At 57.8% G+C, this 15,626-nt stretch carries 16 protein-coding genes; 10 read left to right on the top strand and 6 right to left on the bottom strand.

Translation table 11 applies throughout. From position 1 onward, the window contains the following. Positions 1 to 35 precede the first annotated feature (35 nt). From ACNAZS_RS15190 to ACNAZS_RS15180, 3 genes are all read left to right on the top strand, one after another. Positions 36 to 740 carry a FadR/GntR family transcriptional regulator gene (locus ACNAZS_RS15190; protein WP_415790718.1) on the top strand — a complete coding sequence of 235 codons (705 nt, stop codon included), beginning with the start codon at positions 36 to 38 and terminating at the stop codon, positions 738 to 740. 184 nt (positions 741 to 924) lie between these two features. Continuing rightward, positions 925 to 1,806, top strand: coding sequence for an alpha/beta fold hydrolase (locus tag ACNAZS_RS15185; RefSeq protein ID WP_415790716.1), 882 nt, complete (start codon positions 925 to 927; stop codon positions 1,804 to 1,806). Positions 1,807 to 1,832: 26 nt separating this feature from the next. Then, positions 1,833 to 3,233, top strand: coding sequence for an MmgE/PrpD family protein (locus tag ACNAZS_RS15180; protein ID WP_415790714.1), 1,401 nt, complete (start codon positions 1,833 to 1,835; stop codon positions 3,231 to 3,233). 58 nt (positions 3,234 to 3,291) lie between these two features. On the opposite strand, the gene ACNAZS_RS15175 is transcribed toward ACNAZS_RS15180, so the two are convergent. Further along, complete coding sequence (locus ACNAZS_RS15175) at positions 3,292 to 4,194, bottom strand: LysR substrate-binding domain-containing protein (RefSeq protein ID WP_415790712.1); 903 nt, start codon at positions 4,192 to 4,194, stop codon at positions 3,292 to 3,294. 202 nt (positions 4,195 to 4,396) lie between these two features. On the opposite strand from ACNAZS_RS15175, the gene ACNAZS_RS15170 reads away from it, so the two are divergent. After that, complete coding sequence (locus ACNAZS_RS15170; protein ID WP_415790710.1) at positions 4,397 to 5,386, top strand: Bug family tripartite tricarboxylate transporter substrate binding protein; 990 nt, start codon at positions 4,397 to 4,399, stop codon at positions 5,384 to 5,386. A 19-nt stretch (positions 5,387 to 5,405) separates the two neighbouring features. Next, positions 5,406 to 6,752 carry an MmgE/PrpD family protein gene (locus tag ACNAZS_RS15165; RefSeq protein ID WP_415790708.1) on the top strand — a complete coding sequence of 449 codons (1,347 nt, stop codon included), beginning with the start codon at positions 5,406 to 5,408 and terminating at the stop codon, positions 6,750 to 6,752. Positions 6,753 to 6,818: 66 nt separating this feature from the next. On the opposite strand, the gene nthB is transcribed toward ACNAZS_RS15165, so the two are convergent. Together nthB and ACNAZS_RS15155 are read right to left on the bottom strand one after the other, a co-directional pair. Then, positions 6,819 to 7,439 (bottom strand): nitrile hydratase subunit beta, encoded by a 621-nt coding sequence (nthB, locus tag ACNAZS_RS15160; protein ID WP_415790706.1) that lies wholly within the window; start codon positions 7,437 to 7,439, stop codon positions 6,819 to 6,821. 21 nt (positions 7,440 to 7,460) lie between these two features. Beyond that, positions 7,461 to 8,039, bottom strand: coding sequence for a nitrile hydratase subunit alpha (locus ACNAZS_RS15155; protein WP_415790704.1), 579 nt, complete (start codon positions 8,037 to 8,039; stop codon positions 7,461 to 7,463). Between the two features lie 285 nt (positions 8,040 to 8,324). Between ACNAZS_RS15155 and ACNAZS_RS15150 the strand changes: the two genes are divergently transcribed. Next, positions 8,325 to 9,476, top strand: coding sequence for a metallophosphoesterase (locus ACNAZS_RS15150; RefSeq protein ID WP_415790702.1), 1,152 nt, complete (start codon positions 8,325 to 8,327; stop codon positions 9,474 to 9,476). Positions 9,477 to 9,537: 61 nt separating this feature from the next. Here ACNAZS_RS15150 and ACNAZS_RS15145 read toward each other — a convergent pair whose 3' ends face one another. The 3 genes from ACNAZS_RS15145 to ACNAZS_RS15135 form a co-directional block, all read right to left on the bottom strand. Further along, complete coding sequence (locus ACNAZS_RS15145) at positions 9,538 to 10,449, bottom strand: LysR family transcriptional regulator (protein WP_415790700.1); 912 nt, start codon at positions 10,447 to 10,449, stop codon at positions 9,538 to 9,540. A 123-nt stretch (positions 10,450 to 10,572) separates the two neighbouring features. Next, complete coding sequence (locus tag ACNAZS_RS15140; RefSeq protein WP_415790698.1) at positions 10,573 to 11,334, bottom strand: SDR family oxidoreductase; 762 nt, start codon at positions 11,332 to 11,334, stop codon at positions 10,573 to 10,575. A 172-nt stretch (positions 11,335 to 11,506) separates the two neighbouring features. Further along, positions 11,507 to 12,418 (bottom strand): LysR family transcriptional regulator, encoded by a 912-nt coding sequence (locus ACNAZS_RS15135; RefSeq protein WP_415790696.1) that lies wholly within the window; start codon positions 12,416 to 12,418, stop codon positions 11,507 to 11,509. A gap of 137 nt (positions 12,419 to 12,555) precedes the next feature. On the opposite strand from ACNAZS_RS15135, the gene ACNAZS_RS15130 reads away from it, so the two are divergent. The 4 genes from ACNAZS_RS15130 to ACNAZS_RS15115 form a co-directional block, all read left to right on the top strand. Next, a complete protein-coding gene (locus tag ACNAZS_RS15130) occupies positions 12,556 to 13,287 on the top strand; it encodes a maleate cis-trans isomerase family protein (protein ID WP_415790694.1) in 732 nt (243 codons plus the stop codon). Positions 13,288 to 13,399: 112 nt separating this feature from the next. Next, positions 13,400 to 14,215, top strand: coding sequence for a putative hydro-lyase (locus tag ACNAZS_RS15125; protein ID WP_415790692.1), 816 nt, complete (start codon positions 13,400 to 13,402; stop codon positions 14,213 to 14,215). Between the two features lie 90 nt (positions 14,216 to 14,305). After that, positions 14,306 to 15,424: a TRAP transporter substrate-binding protein DctP gene (dctP, locus tag ACNAZS_RS15120; RefSeq protein WP_415790690.1), complete on the top strand. Its 1,119-nt coding sequence runs from the start codon at positions 14,306 to 14,308 to the stop codon at positions 15,422 to 15,424. A gap of 62 nt (positions 15,425 to 15,486) precedes the next feature. Next, positions 15,487 to 15,626, top strand: a 140-nt coding sequence (locus ACNAZS_RS15115; RefSeq protein WP_415790928.1) for a hypothetical protein, incomplete at its 3' end; no start/stop codon positions are given.

The following is a 15,626-nucleotide window of genomic DNA, read 5'->3' as shown; positions in this document are numbered from 1 at the left end:
CCGCAGATAATTTTCCACAATTGTGGGTCTATTCAATGCAGAACTTTGACTTTAGAGAGATCCGGACTTCACGAGTGTTCGAGGACATTTGCGAACAAATTCGCGGCCAGTTAGCGTCGGGGCAGTTGAAACCTGGCGCTAAACTGCCAGGCGAGCGCGATCTCGCCGCGGCCTTTGGCGTTGGACGGCCGGCTGTCCGCGAGGCGCTTAGAACCCTGGAGATTTCCGGCATCGTTTCCATTCAAAAGGGCGCGCACGGCGGCGCATTTATTTGCGAAGGCGACACGCAAATAATGACGAAGGCCCTTAGGGATTTCATGCTGCTGGGTCGAATCTCGATCGACAACTTGAAAGAAGCGCGCATCCAAATATGGAGCGTCGTCGTAAAACTTGCCTGCCAGCGTGGAACTCCTGAAGACTTCGACGCTATAGAACGGCATCTCGAATACATTGAGAGCCTAAGCGACCTGAAGCCACGCGCGGTGGCAGCCCTCGAAATGTTCAGTCTCATCGCGGCCGCCTCCCACAATGAAATTTTCGTCCTGTTAATGGATTCGCTTGGGAATATTATTTTCCAAGTTGTCGAGGAAGCCGGCCGCGTGCATTTCCCGGAACTCCCGGCGATTCGTATGCGCATTCTGCAATCATTGCGAGCAAAGGATGAGGCAGGCGCAACCCAGGCAATGGAAGAGTACTTGACCATCGTGCACGGAGTGTTGGATACCCCCACGTCCGCGTGAGACGCGCTGACCAGCGCACAACTACCACCCATGAATCCTTATCAGGGGAACGACAGCTCTTGTTATTTCGGGATCGGATAACTGTTAGCCGAATATTGTATTAGCCACCCTATTGTTAATTCTCTAGAGTGACGTGCCATAGAGCAGACAGCAATTTCATTTCGAACATCGCGCAGGAGCAATCATGGAGCCAGTTCCCTATTCCCCGTCTTCGGTAGACGGCACGGATGCCTTATGCAGCCCTGCCCCGGAGACGAAACGCTATAAGGTAAGGCGACCGAATGGGGTGGAACTGGAGGTCTATGCACAGGGCAGCGGCGATCTGATTGTGATGTTGCCCTCACTGGGACGCGGCGCGCAAGACCTGGCTGAAATTGCGGACCCACTGGCCCACGCCGGCTACCGGGTGTTGTGCCCCGAGCCACGAGGCAATGGCCAGAGTACTGGCCCCCTGGAAGGAAAAACGTTGCATGACTGGGCCGAGGATATCGCCTCGGTCATTGAGCATGATGCAAGCGGCCCCGCCTTCATCATCGGGCATGCCCATGGAAACTGGATCGCGAGAACACTCGCGTCCGATCGGCCCGAATTGGTACGCGCGCTGCTGCTCTTGGCGGGCTCTGCCGGCAAAGTTCCGGCAGGCGACGAGGGCATCCCTATCAGTCATGAAACCCGGGCACTGATCGAAGTATGCGGGAACATGGCGCTTTCCGAAGCGACGCGGCTGGAGAGTCTGCGGAAAGTTTTTTTCGCGCCGGGCAATGATGCGAGTGTCTGGCTCGGTGGATGGAATACCGAACTCATGACGATGCAAACGCTAGCGCAAAAAAGGACGCCCGTTGATGATTTTTTCGCGGGTGGTACAGCGCCGATACTGAATCTTCAGGCCGAATACGACGTGATTGCGCCCGCGCGCTTCGCGAACGTACTCAGGGATCATTTGGGTGAGCGGGTCACCAACAAGACGATCAAGAATGCGGCCCACGCGCTGTTGCCCGAGCAACCGGAAGCCGTCATACGGGAAATCCTCACCTACCTGGCTGCGCAAACGCACCACCAGCCCTAAACCGACGAGATCGCGACACGCAGCCTATGACTCAATCCAGCCCTTCTCTATTAGACAATGCCACGCGCGACCTGGCCATATTTGCCTCCAGCCTGCAATACCGTCAAATTCCAGCGAGCGTCATTGAAAGAATCAAGACCAGCGTATTGGACAGTATTGGATGCTGCCTGTTTGGCATGACATTGCCTTGGACACAGAAGGTCCAGGCGATGGTAGAAGAACAAGGCTGCCTCCCGGTAGCATCGCTATTCGGTTCCGAACGGAAAACCTCCGTGGCCGATGCGGTTCTCGTCAACGCCACCGCAGGTCATGCGTTCGAACTGGACGATATTCACAAAGAGTCAATCGTCCATCCCGGCTCGATTGCTCTGCCTGTCGCAATCGCTCTGTCAGAGAAAACAGGCAAGCGCCGTGGCCGAGATCTGTTGACGGCGATCGTGGCCGGCTATGAAATCGGCACGCGTGTTGGCAACGCGGCAACCATGGATCTGTTCTTCAGGGGCTTTCATCCCCAGGGAACGTCCGGCGTTTTCGTGGCGACGACGACGGCAGCCCGCATGCTCGAACTGGACGCGCATGCTATGCAGCATGCGCTAGGTATCGCCGGTTCGCAGGCCGGCGGACTGATGGCGGCGCAAGAAGGCGCAATGGTCAAACGGTTCCATTCCGGTCGCGCCGCACAAAGCGGGGTGTATGCCGCGCTGCTGGCTGACAAGGGCTTCACGGGCATCACGGATGTACTCGAAGCGCCCTACGGCGGCTATCTAAGTACTTATTCGGGCAAGCCCAATGCCGCTCGACTGACCGATGGCCTGGGCAGCATCTGGGAAACAGAAAAGATCGGCTACAAGCCACATGCCAGCGTCACCAGCATTCATGCGGCGCTCGATGCACTGGCACAACTGATGAAAGAACACCATCTACAGCCGGACGATCTGGTCGGGGTCGACATTGGCATCAGTCATATGACTTATGTGCACTGCGCCTGGGAATACAAGGCGCAGGGTGTCACCGCCGCACAAATGAACCTGTTCTACAGTCTGGCAGTGATGGCTTACGATGGCATGGCTTTCGTGGAACAGTATCACCAAGACCGCCTGAATGATCCCCGGGTCCTGGCGCTTATTGCACGCATGACGGCTCGTGTCGATTCCAAGATCGACGCCATGGGGCCTGCATTCCGGCACGCAGCCGTCGTAACAGTAACGTCGACATCCGGCTCCGTGTTCACTAAAGAAATACTACATCGTCGCGGAAGCCCCGAAAGTCCGCTCAGTCCGGCGGAGATCGAGTACAAGTTCCGCCATATCGTGAAGCCCTGCTTGTCGGCGGATAACGCCGACGCCGTAGTTGCGTTGACACGCAACCTCGATCAATTGGATGACATCCAGCCTCTGCTGGATATCCTGGCAATGTCACGAGTCTAATCGCCGGGTCGGACCGATGGTCCGGCGGTGATCACCGGTCGACCCAAGCTTTTTTGCATTATCCGCGCTCGACAAATGGCTCGTACATCACCTGCCGTATGACCTTCTTGATCAGCTCTGATGAAATCTCGTCTCTCCATACTGCGTAGAGATGCAGGTGACCAGCACTATTGTCGACGTCCTTAAAGACGATGCCGGGAAAAGGCAGACGCGCATAGGGCTTGGGAACGATGGAAATACCCAGTCCAGAACGGATCAACTGGAAAACGGTGAATGGTGTCCTTGCCTGGTGCACGAGGGTAGGCCGAAAACCCTTCGCCAGACAGCATGCCAATTGTGCGTCATAGAGCGACGGGGAGTGCTCGCGCGAAAATCCGATAATGCGGTATTTCTCAAGATCTGCTGCGGTAATTTTCTCTTCTTTCTCGAGCTCATGACCCTCTGGAATGGCCAGGATGAAAGGCTCGGAATAAATCGGCAGTTTGTTGAACGCAGCAATGGCCGGGATAGAATGAACGATTCCGATATCCAGGCGCTCTTGCATAAGCGCCTCGACCTGGTCTCGTGATGACATGTCGTAGACACTCAATTCGATTTCGGGAAAGCTCTTCGACATGCGGGCCAACAGGCTGGGCAGCACATCCAAGAGCGCCGATGTCACAAACCCGATTTTTACATTGCCGCCGTCAGCCTCGGCAGCCCTGATCGTGGCACCGACTGCGCTGCGTAAGCTCGCGAGAATCGTTCGGCTTTCATTCAGGAAGATCTTGCCCGCCTCGGTTAACCGAACCTCACGCCGGCTACGCTCAAGCAACTGTACACCCAGATCGTCTTCCAGCGCCTTTATTTGTTGCGACAACGGCGGCTGGGACATATGCAGACGCACCGCCGCCTTGCTGAAACTCAGTTCTTCCGCGACGGCCACAAAGTAGCGCAGATGTCTGATTTCCGGACCGTGCATGACTCACTCCCCTTGACAGTACCAATCATGCCAGCCCGGCATGGTATGCCGATCATAGCGTCGTTGGTTATATCCAAGACAAATAACTCGAGTATCGAAACAATATTGGACCGGCGGTACGATGAAGCCTAGATTGTCAGCGACGAATAAAGCGGTGCCGGGGAGTTATTTTCCGCGCCCCATTATCCCTACGGAGACAAAAATGAATCAGCTGAATCGATCACGACGCGTGTTGCCAATCGTTGCCATGGCAATGACCTCATTGATGGTAGCCCATGCGCACGGCGCCCCAGAGGCCTTTCCCTCTCGGCCCATTACGGTCATCGTGCCCTACACGCCGGGAGGCTCGGTCGACACGGTGGCACGTCTCGTTACGGCCCAACTGCAGAAACAATTAGGTCAGCCTATTGTGATCGAAAACAAGCCTGGCGCTTCGGGCATGATCGGGTCGGAACAGGTCGCGCGGGCCAAGCCCGACGGCTATACCCTGCTCTTGCACGCGTCCAGCCAAGTCTATCTTCCTTTGGTTAATGCAAACGCTAAATATGATGCGCTGAAAGACTTTACGCCGGTCGCACGCATCGGCACCGTGCCACTGCTGATCGTCACCGCAACGACGTCGCCGCTTAATTCACTAAAGGATATGCAAACGCAGGCTCAAGCGAATAAGAATTCCCTTACCTGGGCCACCTCGGGATACGGTACGTCTAGCCACTTGGTGGAAGAAATGCTGAATCGCGACCTGAAGCTCGGCATGCAGATCGTGGCCTATCGGGGTGCTGCGCCTCAACTGACTGATGTGATGGCCGGACACGTATCGGCCGCCGCCTCTCCCATGCCCGGAGCCTATCCCTACGTCGCGTCTGGCAAGCTCAAAGCAATTGCAGTGACCAGTGCGTCACGGATTGCCAAGCTGCCCGATGTCCCCACTGTAGCGGAAAGCGGCGTAAAAGGTTTTGAGTTCTCATCGTGGTATGGCGTCTGGGGCCCGGCGGGCTTGCCGGCCAATATCGCGAACCAGTTGGCCAGCGAAATCAACAAGGCGACTCACGCGCCCGAGGTGACCAAGGTTTTCGAGACGATGATGTTCCAGCCTGCCGACACTTCGCCACAGGACTTGGCAAAGGTGCAGCAAGATGAGCACGACAAAATAAGCCAGCTCGCGAAAGAAGCCAACATTGTCATCAAGTGATATCAAAAGGGACTTTGGCATGATTACCCGTAGTTTGGCGGCATGGCTCGCGAATTTGTCGCGAGATCAGATCCCTGGCTCTGTCCACAAAGAACTGCGTCATCTGGCGCTGGATACGTTCAGTGTGGGACTCAGAGGCAGGCATACCCCCTGGTCCGAAGCTATCCGCGACTGGGCCACCCAAGACAGCCACTTGCCACACGGCGCCTCGCTTTGGGGTGAAAATGGCTTACGGCTCAGGCCATCAGACGCTGCTCTGGTCAATGGCACGGCGGCCCATTCGCTGGAACTCGACGACTTTCATAATGCAAAGGTGCATCCGGGCGCCGTCATTGTTCCGACGGTATTCGCGGTGGCCGAGCACTACGGTGTCGACCCCGCGCGACTGGATATCGCCTTGGCAGCCGGCTACGAGGTAATGATACGTACCTCGCTGGCGCTATCGCCCGCCGAGACCCGTCTGCGAGGCTGGCATCTGACCCCCGTATGTGGTCCATTGGGGGCCGCGGCGGCTACGGCCGTCATGCTGGAATTGCAGCCGCACCAGATCCAATCCGCTCTAGGGCTGGCGGCGACGCAGTCCAGCGGTTTGTTCGCCTTTACCCTGGACGGCGCCGATTCGAAACGACTGCATGCGGGCATGGCTGCGCGGGCCGGAGTGGTATCCGCAGAGCTGGCCCGCAAGGGCGTGACGGGCCCCGCCTACGCCATCGAGGCGGAAGACGGAGGCATGATGAAGGCGTTTTCCGATCACTCGGATGCCTCACGCATGCTGCACGCACTGGGCGACACTTGGCACGCCGCCAAAACCAATTTCAAGCCCTACAGCTGCTGCGGCAGCGCGCATGCAAATGTGGACGCGGCGATTGAACTGCGCGCTGAATGGCCGCAGAACGGCCCTGTGCGAGTGGGCGTGCCAACACTCGTGGACATCCAGTGCGGCTATCAATACGAGCCCGGCTCCGAACTGCAGGCACAGATGAGCGTGCGATACGCCGTAGCCAGCGCGCTCCTGCATGGTTCTGTACTGCCCCAGGATTTCGAAGCGGCCCGGCGCCATGATCCCGCTATGGTTCGCCTCGCCAACGCCATCGAAATCGTCAGGGATACGGATCTGGATCAACGCTATCCCAAGGATTTCTGCGGCTGGGTCGAAATCATCGATCGATCCGGGGTGCCCCGCAAGGTCTTGAACATGAACCCGTCGGGGTCTGCCGACAATGCGGAACGCCATAAAAGACTGCGGGAAAAATCCAGTCTGCTGTTGAACCAGGATTGCGGCCCGGAAGCGTCCGAGGAAATCTGCGATTTGTTCTTGAAACCGGCGCAGCTGGATATTCAGAGGATTATCGCGACAAGTGTCTGAACATCAGCGCTCCTGCGGCATCGGACGCCAAGTCCGGCCGCAGACGCTGGCCTCTGCAAATCAAGATCAGCCCTCTACTTTCTCAAGGTAGGCATGAAACAACCCGACATGTACCTCTGCGGAATCACTTCCGTCTTCCCATAGGTCACTGGCCAGAAAACAGACGTCAAACGAGACCTGCCGGGCGCTTTCAAGACCATGTGCGGCGGCATCGGGATAGGGATAGGCGGGAGAAACGCCGACGATCGTCCCGACTTTGCCTCGAACATATCCAGGCATGCGAATGTGGCCGGGTGCAAACAGGTTGCGTACGCGAACCGTATCGCCGATCTTCAGATCCGGCAACGAACCCTGATGTGCACGCCCCGATTTGCTCGGCACGGATAAAGGGACCGCCTCCCCGATCGCTTGCTCGAGCTCCTGAGGCGTAATGACGCCTTTTTCGATACAGAGACTCGCAACGCCGGTAAAGACGCGCTCAAAATACGATGCCGAAAGGTAATGCGCAGGTGCCATTCGCTCAATGGCGTGGCGGTATTCATCCATATTGAAAACGCGCTGCCCCACCATCTGTCCCATTAACGAACCGGCTTTGATTTCCCAGTCCGCCTTGAAAGCGGTGCGCTTGCCTTCCTTATTGATGGGGCTAAAGCCTTGTTTCCCGCCCAAATCATGCATGCCGTCCATGTCGTCTCCCCTAAGCCATGATTAAACAGATGCCGCCGATGCACCGAACGGTGGCTCCAGGCGCTGGACACCGATCAGGCAATCTTGCGTAATCAGGCCGGCAAGCTGATCCTCCGTCCAGCCGTCGGTACCGGGGGGACGCATCGGCAAGATCATATAGCGCGTGTCCGTCGTGGTGTCCCAGATACGCAGCTTCATGTTTGCAGGAAGCGTCAATCCCATCTCGGCAAGCACGGTGCGCCCTTCTCGGACGATCCGGGCGCGATAGTTCACGTCCTTGTACCAGCCCGGCGCCATCCCGATGATGGTAAAGGCTGTACAGGAACACAAAGTGCAACAAATCACATTGTGAATCTCGTCGGTATTTTCTTTGACGACGAGACTGGCGTGGTGCTCCGGCATGGGGTAACCCAGCGAAGCAGCGACTGCCCTGCCATCCGTCAACAGGGCTTGCTTGAATTCTGGATCGAGCCAGGCTTTTGCGCAGAGCCTGGCGCCAATAGCAGGCGACCACTCCTCTGTAACCTTGTGCTCATAGTTCGACACGGTGTGTTCGTCGAACAGCCCTTTGGTTTGAAGCAAATCGATCAGCGCATCCACACGCCGACTCATATCTGGTGATGACATTTGGACCTCCCCTCCTATAGGCAGCACTGGCCGAACGGCCACCCGCACATTTAGTAGTACTGTACGCCAATTCGCCATTCGCCCGGTGTTTTACCTATACGTACACCCACGGTCGTCCACTAACGGAGACTCCCTGCTGTACGACTGGCGGGGCCGCATCTTGCGGCAAGCGCGTAATATTGCACACTGCCTCCAACCCTACCGTAGCCCTTGCACTCTCACATGGCGTACAAGGGCAGTACAAGACTCTGCCGATCAATGCCCGGATTCTCCTTTGTTCTACGTCTGATGGCCGTCTTGGCGGCGGCGCATGTCTATGTCGGTCTGCGCTTGATTCCCGATCTTGCCTTGACCGATAGCCAGCATGTGTTCGCCGTGGCGGCCCTGGTGCTTTCCTGCATCCTGATGCCCATGGCCCTGTTGGTCCGCCCCTTTTCCGCTCGCGCCTGGTCCGACTGGGTAGCCGGTATCGGGCTTGTGGTGATGGGCCTGTTCTCTTCGGTCTTCGTGCTGACCCTGCTGCGCGACGCAGTGCTGGCTGCGGTGCTGACAGTCAGTACGCTCTTTTCCATCACGCTATCGTTGCCTGCTCTGAAGGCCGACAGCGCGCTTGCGGTGTTGGTGCTGGCTTTGGGCGCCACGCTGCTGGGCGCGTTCAACGCCAGGCGACTGGCGCGCGTGGTGCGTGTCGACGTACCCATTGCCGGCCTGCCACCTGCGCTGCACGGGTTCACCATCGTCCAGATCAGCGATATCCATGTAGGCCCCACCATCAAGCGGGGCTATGTCGAGCATATCGTCAAGGCCGTTAATGCCCTGAAACCCGATCTGATCGCTATCACCGGAGATGTGGTCGACGGTCCGGTCGCCCGATTGGCGACCCACACGCAGCCGCTGGGTCAACTGACCGCACGTCATGGCGCGTTTCTGGTGACGGGTAACCACGAATACTATTCCGGCGTCGACCACTGGGTCGCCGAGTTTCGTCGTATAGGCCTGAGCGTATTGATGAACGAGCACGTGCTGCTGCACCACGACGACACACCACTGGTGGTGGCCGGCGTCACCGACTACAGTGCTGGCGTGTTCAATCCGGCACAAACCAGCAACCCCGCAGCGGCCCTGGACGGTGCACCAGCCAATGCCATCAGCCTACTCCTGGCACACCAGCCTCGCAGCGCCGCTGCCGCCGCCCCGGCCGGCTACAAGCTGCAGTTGTCGGGCCATACGCACGGCGGCCAATTTCTACCCTGGAATCTCTTCGTGCGCTTGCAGCAACCGTTTACCGCCGGCCTGCACCGCTTTGAGGATATGTGGGTCTACACCAGCCGGGGTACCGGTTATTGGGGGCCACCCAACCGGTTGGGCGCGCCGTCAGAAATCACCTTGCTGACATTGGTTGCCGGCTAATCTGGACGCAAGACCCCCCACCCGATAGTGGGGCGAGGTACTGAAGGCAGCGCTTCGGTCATTAGCTGCCGGGTATCGCGAATCGCTTGTCGTATAGTTCGCGCACCCAGTCTATGAAGACGCGCACTCTCGGCGAGAGCTGACGGTGAAATGGATAGAGGGCGCAGATCGGCAAGTCCGGACACTTCCATTGCGTCAGAACCTGGACCAGCCTACCGGCGTTCAGGTGCTCTTCCAGCCGAAAACGCGGCACCTGGATCAGCCCGCAGCCGGCAAGCGCAGCGCTCGTATAGCATTCCGCATCACTGACCGAAATCCAGCCCGTGGCCGGGAACTCTTGTACGTCCCCGTCCACGATCACGGAGAACGGATAGCGGGAGTCATTGCCTCGAGAGAAAAAACCAATTGCGTGATGCTGCGCCAACTCGCGCGGATGCTTCGGCGTTCCGTATCGGGCCAAGTATGCCGGGCTGGCACAGATGATCTCTGGCAGGTCCGCCAACTTTCTGGCGATCAACGACGAGTCGCGCGGCTGACCTGCCCTCACCACGCAATCGATGCCTTCTTTGACTAAGTCGACCAGCCGATCGCCGCTGCTGAGAATCACGTCGATATTGGGGTAGCGCTCCCGAAAGTCGGTGATATGAGGCAGGAGGATCGTCGTCGCATGTACCCCATGTACATCCAATCGCAGGGTTCCACGCGGATTGACGACTTGCGTACTTACCGAGGACTCGGCATCTTCGAGATCGGCCACAACACGCCTGCTGCGTTCGTAGAATGCCTGTCCGTCCAAGGTGGGCTTTACCTGACGTGTCGTGCGATCAAGTAGTCGAGCGCCTAACCGGCTCTCCATCTGCTTGATGGCGTGCGTCGCCGTCGCGCGCGGCACATTCAGCATTTCCGCAGCCTCAGTGAAGCTACCCAGTTCGACAATGCGGTTGAACAATTGCAACGCAAGAAAGCGATCCATGGAGAGCCAATATTTAGTTTTACGTGAATAAAAAAATTTTGCAGCACCTACCTGTTGTGTGCACTGTCGACGTCAATAGCGTACAACGGTACCCCACACAGGTTCCGTGCAGGGGCAGCGCATTTATGCGAACCCGCCATTCGCGCGCACGACTTGGCCGTTGACCCACTCGCCATCGGCACTCAACAGGAACGACACGACGCGCGCGATATCTTCGGGTTGTCCCAAGCGTTCCAATGGCGTCATTTTTGTTATCTGCGAGATCTGCTCTTCGGTCTTGCCGTCGAAAAACAATTCGGTGGCAACGGGGCCCGGCGCCACCGCATTGACCGTGATCCGCCGACCGCGCAACTCGTTGGCCAGCACACGTACCAGGCCCTCAACCCCCGCCTTGGATGCAATGTAGGCCCCGTACTGGGGAAAAGATCTAGCGATCACGCTTGTGGAAACGGCCACGATGCGTCCGCCGGCCTGCAAGTGCTGGGCGGCATGGCCCAACACCAAGAACGCGCCCCGCAAGTTGGTCGAAATGGTACGGTCAAAGGCGTCGATGTTTTCCGGCGCGATCGGTGCCAGCGACATGATTCCAGCGCTATGCACAACGGCGCCGATGGCTCCATAGGCTTGCAGCACCGTGGCGAAAAGCCGCTGTACGTCTTCGGTTTTGGACACATCTGCCTGCACCGCAATAGCTGTTCCGCCCGCGGCATGGATTGCGGCGACGACCTCATCAGCCTTGGCGGAATTGCCCGAATAATTGACGGCGATCTTGAAGCCATCGGCGGCCAAGCGCAAGGAAATGGCCCGACCGATGCCTCGGGAGGCCCCGGTAACGATCGCCGTCTGGGGCATCAATGATGCTAGGGAAGAATTGCTGGTGTTCATGATGATTTCCTTTAGGTAGATCGGTGACGACCAGCGTTCGCGCGTGTCGAGCACGCGGACGGACTGAGCCGTTTGCACCCGGAAAACATGATGACATTTGCTTCAGAATGAATAAATAGGGAAAAATTTACTTGTTAATTCAAAAATCATCAACAATCGTAGCGCAAAACCATCAACTCGTCGTGTGGCAACGCTGAATCAGTTGCGAATCCATTAGCGCCTCGCGTGCCATGTCGGCAATGGTTTCGAACACGCGCAAGTCGCCAATAAGCGGAAATGACGCATAGATGGCAAGTGGCGGCACCGGTCGGTCCACCTCGAGAATATCGATGCTGTCGTCGTCCAGCTCGCGCTGCAAAATGGCCCTCGGCAGGATCGCCACAGCCGTACCTGACGTCACCAGACGCAGCATGACTGCCAGCGAGTTGCACGAATTGATTCGGGGAGGCGATACACGTGCGCCGGCGAACCAGGACATATTCAGAGCATGCAACGCCGATGGCGCCGGCACCGTCAATACCGGCATGCCGGCAATGTCCCCTGCCGTCAATGGCGCGTTCTGTTTGATCTTCCCTTTGGCACTCACCCAGCTCATTGCCGAGTCGCCAAGTAGGACATCGCGAATATGCGGATGTGCGCCGGGATCCGTCGAAATAGCAAAGTCCAGCCCACCGGCACACAATCTGCCACGCAAAATCGATCCGACATCCACACTCAACTCGACTTGCAGCGAGGGATAGTGCTCGCTCAGGCTCGCAAGAAATGTCGCCAGACCGGAAAGGGCCGCAGACTCATTCGTGCCCAACCTCAGCAGACCGCGCATAGGCGTCGCGTCATCGGTCAGGACATCATCGGTCAGGTCAAGCAGCCGTGTGGCCTTATTCAGGAATGACGCGCCTTTCGGGGTCAGTGCCGCGCCTTTTGCATCGCGCTCGAGAAGCCGATAACCCAGCGCATTTTCCAGCTCGTGTATCCGCGCCGACACCGTGGGCTGCGTCAGGTGCAGGTGCCGGGACGCAGCGTGGAAACTTTTCAGCCGGGCTACCCAGTAAAACGTCTCTATCTGGGTTAGGGAAAGCCTCATGATAGAAATTGACCACAGTCCGCTTGAGAATTTTGATTACCTTCCCCTGGGATATGCCATATAGGATGGGGACGCATGTTGCATGAAAGTGTACCAAAGCGTTCATAGACGCCCAGAATCGCACAAAGAGAGAAGATATGAGCCCCAAGCGTATCGGCATCCTGATTCCCTCGACCAACACCTCGGTCGAAGCGGACTTTCAGCGCCTTCTTTTCGATGCCGTCACGGTGCATAGCGAGCGTCTGTACATTCCAGATGGCACGATGACCGAAGCGTCCCTCGACCTGATGAATGCAGACTTGCAGGAAAAGGCGGCGTTGCTGGCCACGGCCAAGATCGACGTGATTGCCTACGCCTGCACTTCCGGCAGTTTTTATCGCGGGACGGCCTGGGATGAGCAGGTCAGAGATACGATCGAACAGCGCACCGGCGTCCCCTGTGTAACCACGAGTACGGCGGTTTCGAAGGCATTCCAGGCATTGGATGTGCACACGATCTCTGTGATGACCCCCTATCCGGACTGGACGAATCAGAAGCTCGCTCAGTACTACGCCGCACAGGGATTGAGCGTCAAGGGAGTTCATGGCGACGCACGCGCCGCCGCGGATGGCCATCGCGCCATCAATGACCAGGACCCGGCGCAGATCGAGCAATTCGCCCATGAGCATTTCGATCGCGATGCGCAAGCCCTGTTTTGCTCGTGTACCGCGTGGCGATCATTAGAGTGCGTACAAGCGCTCGAGACATCATTGAACGTGCCGGTCGTCACGTCGAACCAGGCGACGATCTGGGCAGCTTTGCACACCATCGACAGTCTGGACAAGGCAAAACCAGTGGGACGCTTATTTAGCGTGCTGCCGGCGCAATAATGCAACGCAGTACGCACGCCAATGGTGCGCAAGCGCCATGGATTGCACCAAGCTTGACCGAGCGTACCGACCCGGGACACCGCATTCTCTTCATCAACAGAAGGCCCAAATCATGAACTCGCATGAGCATGTCGTTCCACTTCCGCAATGGGCCGCCACGCCCGCCGGCGTTCGAGCGCAGGCCCGCCTGGGTCTGTTCAACGGTAATACCAGTGGGATGGCACCTGGCTACGGTCAGGGCAATTTGGTGATTCTGCCCAAGAGCTGGGCCGAGGATTTCTACGGCTACTGCCAGGCCAACCCCACCCCATGCCCCTTGCTCGGCATGAGCGAACCGGGCAGCCCAATGGTTCCCATGTTGGGTAACGATATCGATCTCAGAACCGATTTGCCGCGCTATCGCCTGTGGCGCGACGGCGAACTGGTGGATGAAATCGACGATGTCGCCGCACTATGGCGTGACGACTTTGTGGGCTTTGTGCTGGGGTGCTCTCTCTCATTCGAGTACGCGCTTGAACAAGCGGGCTTACGCGTGCGGCATGTGGATGAAGGAAAAATCGTACCCATGTATCGCAGCTCGATCCAGACCCAGCGCGTGGGCGCCTTCCATGGCCCTATGGTGGTGTCGATGCGACCCTATACGCCTGAGCAAGCCAAGATCGCCTACGACGTATGTGCCCGTCTACCGGGCGCACATGGGGCACCCGTACACATCGGCGACCCTGCTCAAATCGGAATATCCGATGTCAGCCGCCCCGACGAAGGCGAACCCACGGAAATCCGATCTGGCGAAGTACCGGTGTTCTGGGGTTGCGGCGTAACACCCCAAGCAGCGGCCATCCTTGCCAAACCTCCGATTCTCATCACCCACGCCCCGGGACACATGCTGATCAGTGATGTCCCGGTCGAACAGTTGCGCCTGATTTAGGCGGTACGCGGGGCTCGTCGGCCCCCATTGTTATCCGTTTAATTTCGCCGCGATGCGCCCGGCACGTGGCTATACAACAGGGGAATAGAAATGAAGCAGACAAACAAACAACTTCTTTGCGCCATCGTGATGGCGACGGCTGCGCTGGCAACTGCCACCACGCATGCGCAAACTGACGCCAAGTCCGAATTGATTACCCTTGCGCAAGGAATGGAGCCGTTCTCGATGCGCGTGCTTGGCCCGCCAGTGGGCACCGCGGAATGGTTATTCGTCGTCAAGCCTTTCTGGAGCGAAACGGTCAAGGAGCTCGGGGCCGGCAAAGTGACGGCCACCTTGAACAGCGTGACCGACATCAATGCGCAACCCTCGGATGCTCTGCAACTGACTTCCCAGGGCACCTTCGATATGACCAACATGGTCGCCAACTACGGGTCGGGCGATATTCCGACCCTGGACGGCTTCGATCTGGCCGGTGTGGCCACCTCTGTCGACAGCATCAAGAAAGTGCTTGCCGCCTACGAGCCGGCGGCAGAAGCGGCCCTACAGAAGCGTTATCGCGTCAACCTGCTTGGCGCCGGCATGTCAGGCGCGCAGACGTTCTTCTGCAAGGGAGATATCAAGACCGTCGATGACCTCAAGGGCAAGAAGGTACGCGTCAGCTCGAGTACGCTTTCCGAACTGGTGCAGGGCCTGGGGGCTGCCCCCGTCACCATGGCGTTTGGAGAACTGGTTCCGGCCTTGCAACGCGGCGTGATTGATTGCGTGATCACGGGCACGATGTCCGGCAACACCGCCAAGCTCTACGAGGTATCCGACACGATGTTTACCCTGATTGCAGGCTGGGCGCCGACCATCCAGGTCATCAACAGCAAGAGCCTGGCCAAGCTGGATGATACCCAGCGAAAATGGCTGACCAAGGCGATCGATTATTACTACCGCGACATCAGCGACACAATCCAGACCAAGAACGTCAATGAGGGAATCTGGTGCAACACCGCCGACAAACGTTGCACCATGATCGGTAAAGCGGGTGTAACCGCGGGCAACATGAAGCTGGTCGAGCCCAGCACCGAAGATTTGGCCAAAGTCCGCCAGGTGGTCCAGCAGAACGTCCTGCCCCAATACGGCAAGGCATGCGGCAAAGACTGCGCCGCCGCATGGAACGATAGCGTCGGCAAGGTCGTAGATATGCAGATTCCCGTCAAGTAATTCAACACCACACTGGGTCAGGCCCAGCAACGCGCTGGGTCGGGCTCGGAACGGGAGCCATCATGCCTTTTATCACCAAAGCAAGAATTCGGTTCGAACGCCTCTCACGAAATGTCGCGTTAACCGGTTTGTATGTACTGTTTGTCACGGCACTACTCGTTAGCACCGATGTGGTGGTACGCAAAGTCTTCGGCATTGCGTT

Source organism: Bordetella tumulicola, from assembly GCF_965138755.1.
In the GTDB taxonomy this organism is placed as follows: domain Bacteria; phylum Pseudomonadota; class Gammaproteobacteria; order Burkholderiales; family Burkholderiaceae_B; genus Bordetella_A; species Bordetella_A tumulicola.
Note: the sequence above shows the minus strand (reverse complement) of the source record. Positions and strands in the feature narration are given on the sequence as shown.

Bases quoted from the DNA above. Each gene is read 5' to 3' on its own strand.
- ACNAZS_RS15145 (WP_415790700.1), bottom strand. From the start codon at position 10,449: ATGGATCGCTTTCTTGCGTTGCAATTGTTCAACCGCATTGTCGAACTG.
- ACNAZS_RS15140 (WP_415790698.1), bottom strand. From the start codon at position 11,334: ATGAACACCAGCAATTCTTCCCTAGCATCATTGATGCCCCAGACGGCG.
- ACNAZS_RS15175 (WP_415790712.1), bottom strand. From the start codon at position 4,194: ATGCACGGTCCGGAAATCAGACATCTGCGCTACTTTGTGGCCGTCGCG.
- dctP (WP_415790690.1), top strand. From the start codon at position 14,306: ATGAAGCAGACAAACAAACAACTTCTTTGCGCCATCGTGATGGCGACG.
- ACNAZS_RS15185 (WP_415790716.1), top strand. From the start codon at position 925: ATGGAGCCAGTTCCCTATTCCCCGTCTTCGGTAGACGGCACGGATGCC.
- ACNAZS_RS15125 (WP_415790692.1), top strand. From the start codon at position 13,400: ATGAACTCGCATGAGCATGTCGTTCCACTTCCGCAATGGGCCGCCACG.
- ACNAZS_RS15135 (WP_415790696.1), bottom strand. From the start codon at position 12,418: ATGAGGCTTTCCCTAACCCAGATAGAGACGTTTTACTGGGTAGCCCGG.
- ACNAZS_RS15165 (WP_415790708.1), top strand. From the start codon at position 5,406: ATGATTACCCGTAGTTTGGCGGCATGGCTCGCGAATTTGTCGCGAGAT.
- ACNAZS_RS15130 (WP_415790694.1), top strand. From the start codon at position 12,556: ATGAGCCCCAAGCGTATCGGCATCCTGATTCCCTCGACCAACACCTCG.
- ACNAZS_RS15190 (WP_415790718.1), top strand. From the start codon at position 36: ATGCAGAACTTTGACTTTAGAGAGATCCGGACTTCACGAGTGTTCGAG.
- nthB (WP_415790706.1), bottom strand. From the start codon at position 7,439: ATGGACGGCATGCATGATTTGGGCGGGAAACAAGGCTTTAGCCCCATC.
- ACNAZS_RS15180 (WP_415790714.1), top strand. From the start codon at position 1,833: ATGACTCAATCCAGCCCTTCTCTATTAGACAATGCCACGCGCGACCTG.
- ACNAZS_RS15170 (WP_415790710.1), top strand. From the start codon at position 4,397: ATGAATCAGCTGAATCGATCACGACGCGTGTTGCCAATCGTTGCCATG.
- ACNAZS_RS15150 (WP_415790702.1), top strand. From the start codon at position 8,325: ATGCCCGGATTCTCCTTTGTTCTACGTCTGATGGCCGTCTTGGCGGCG.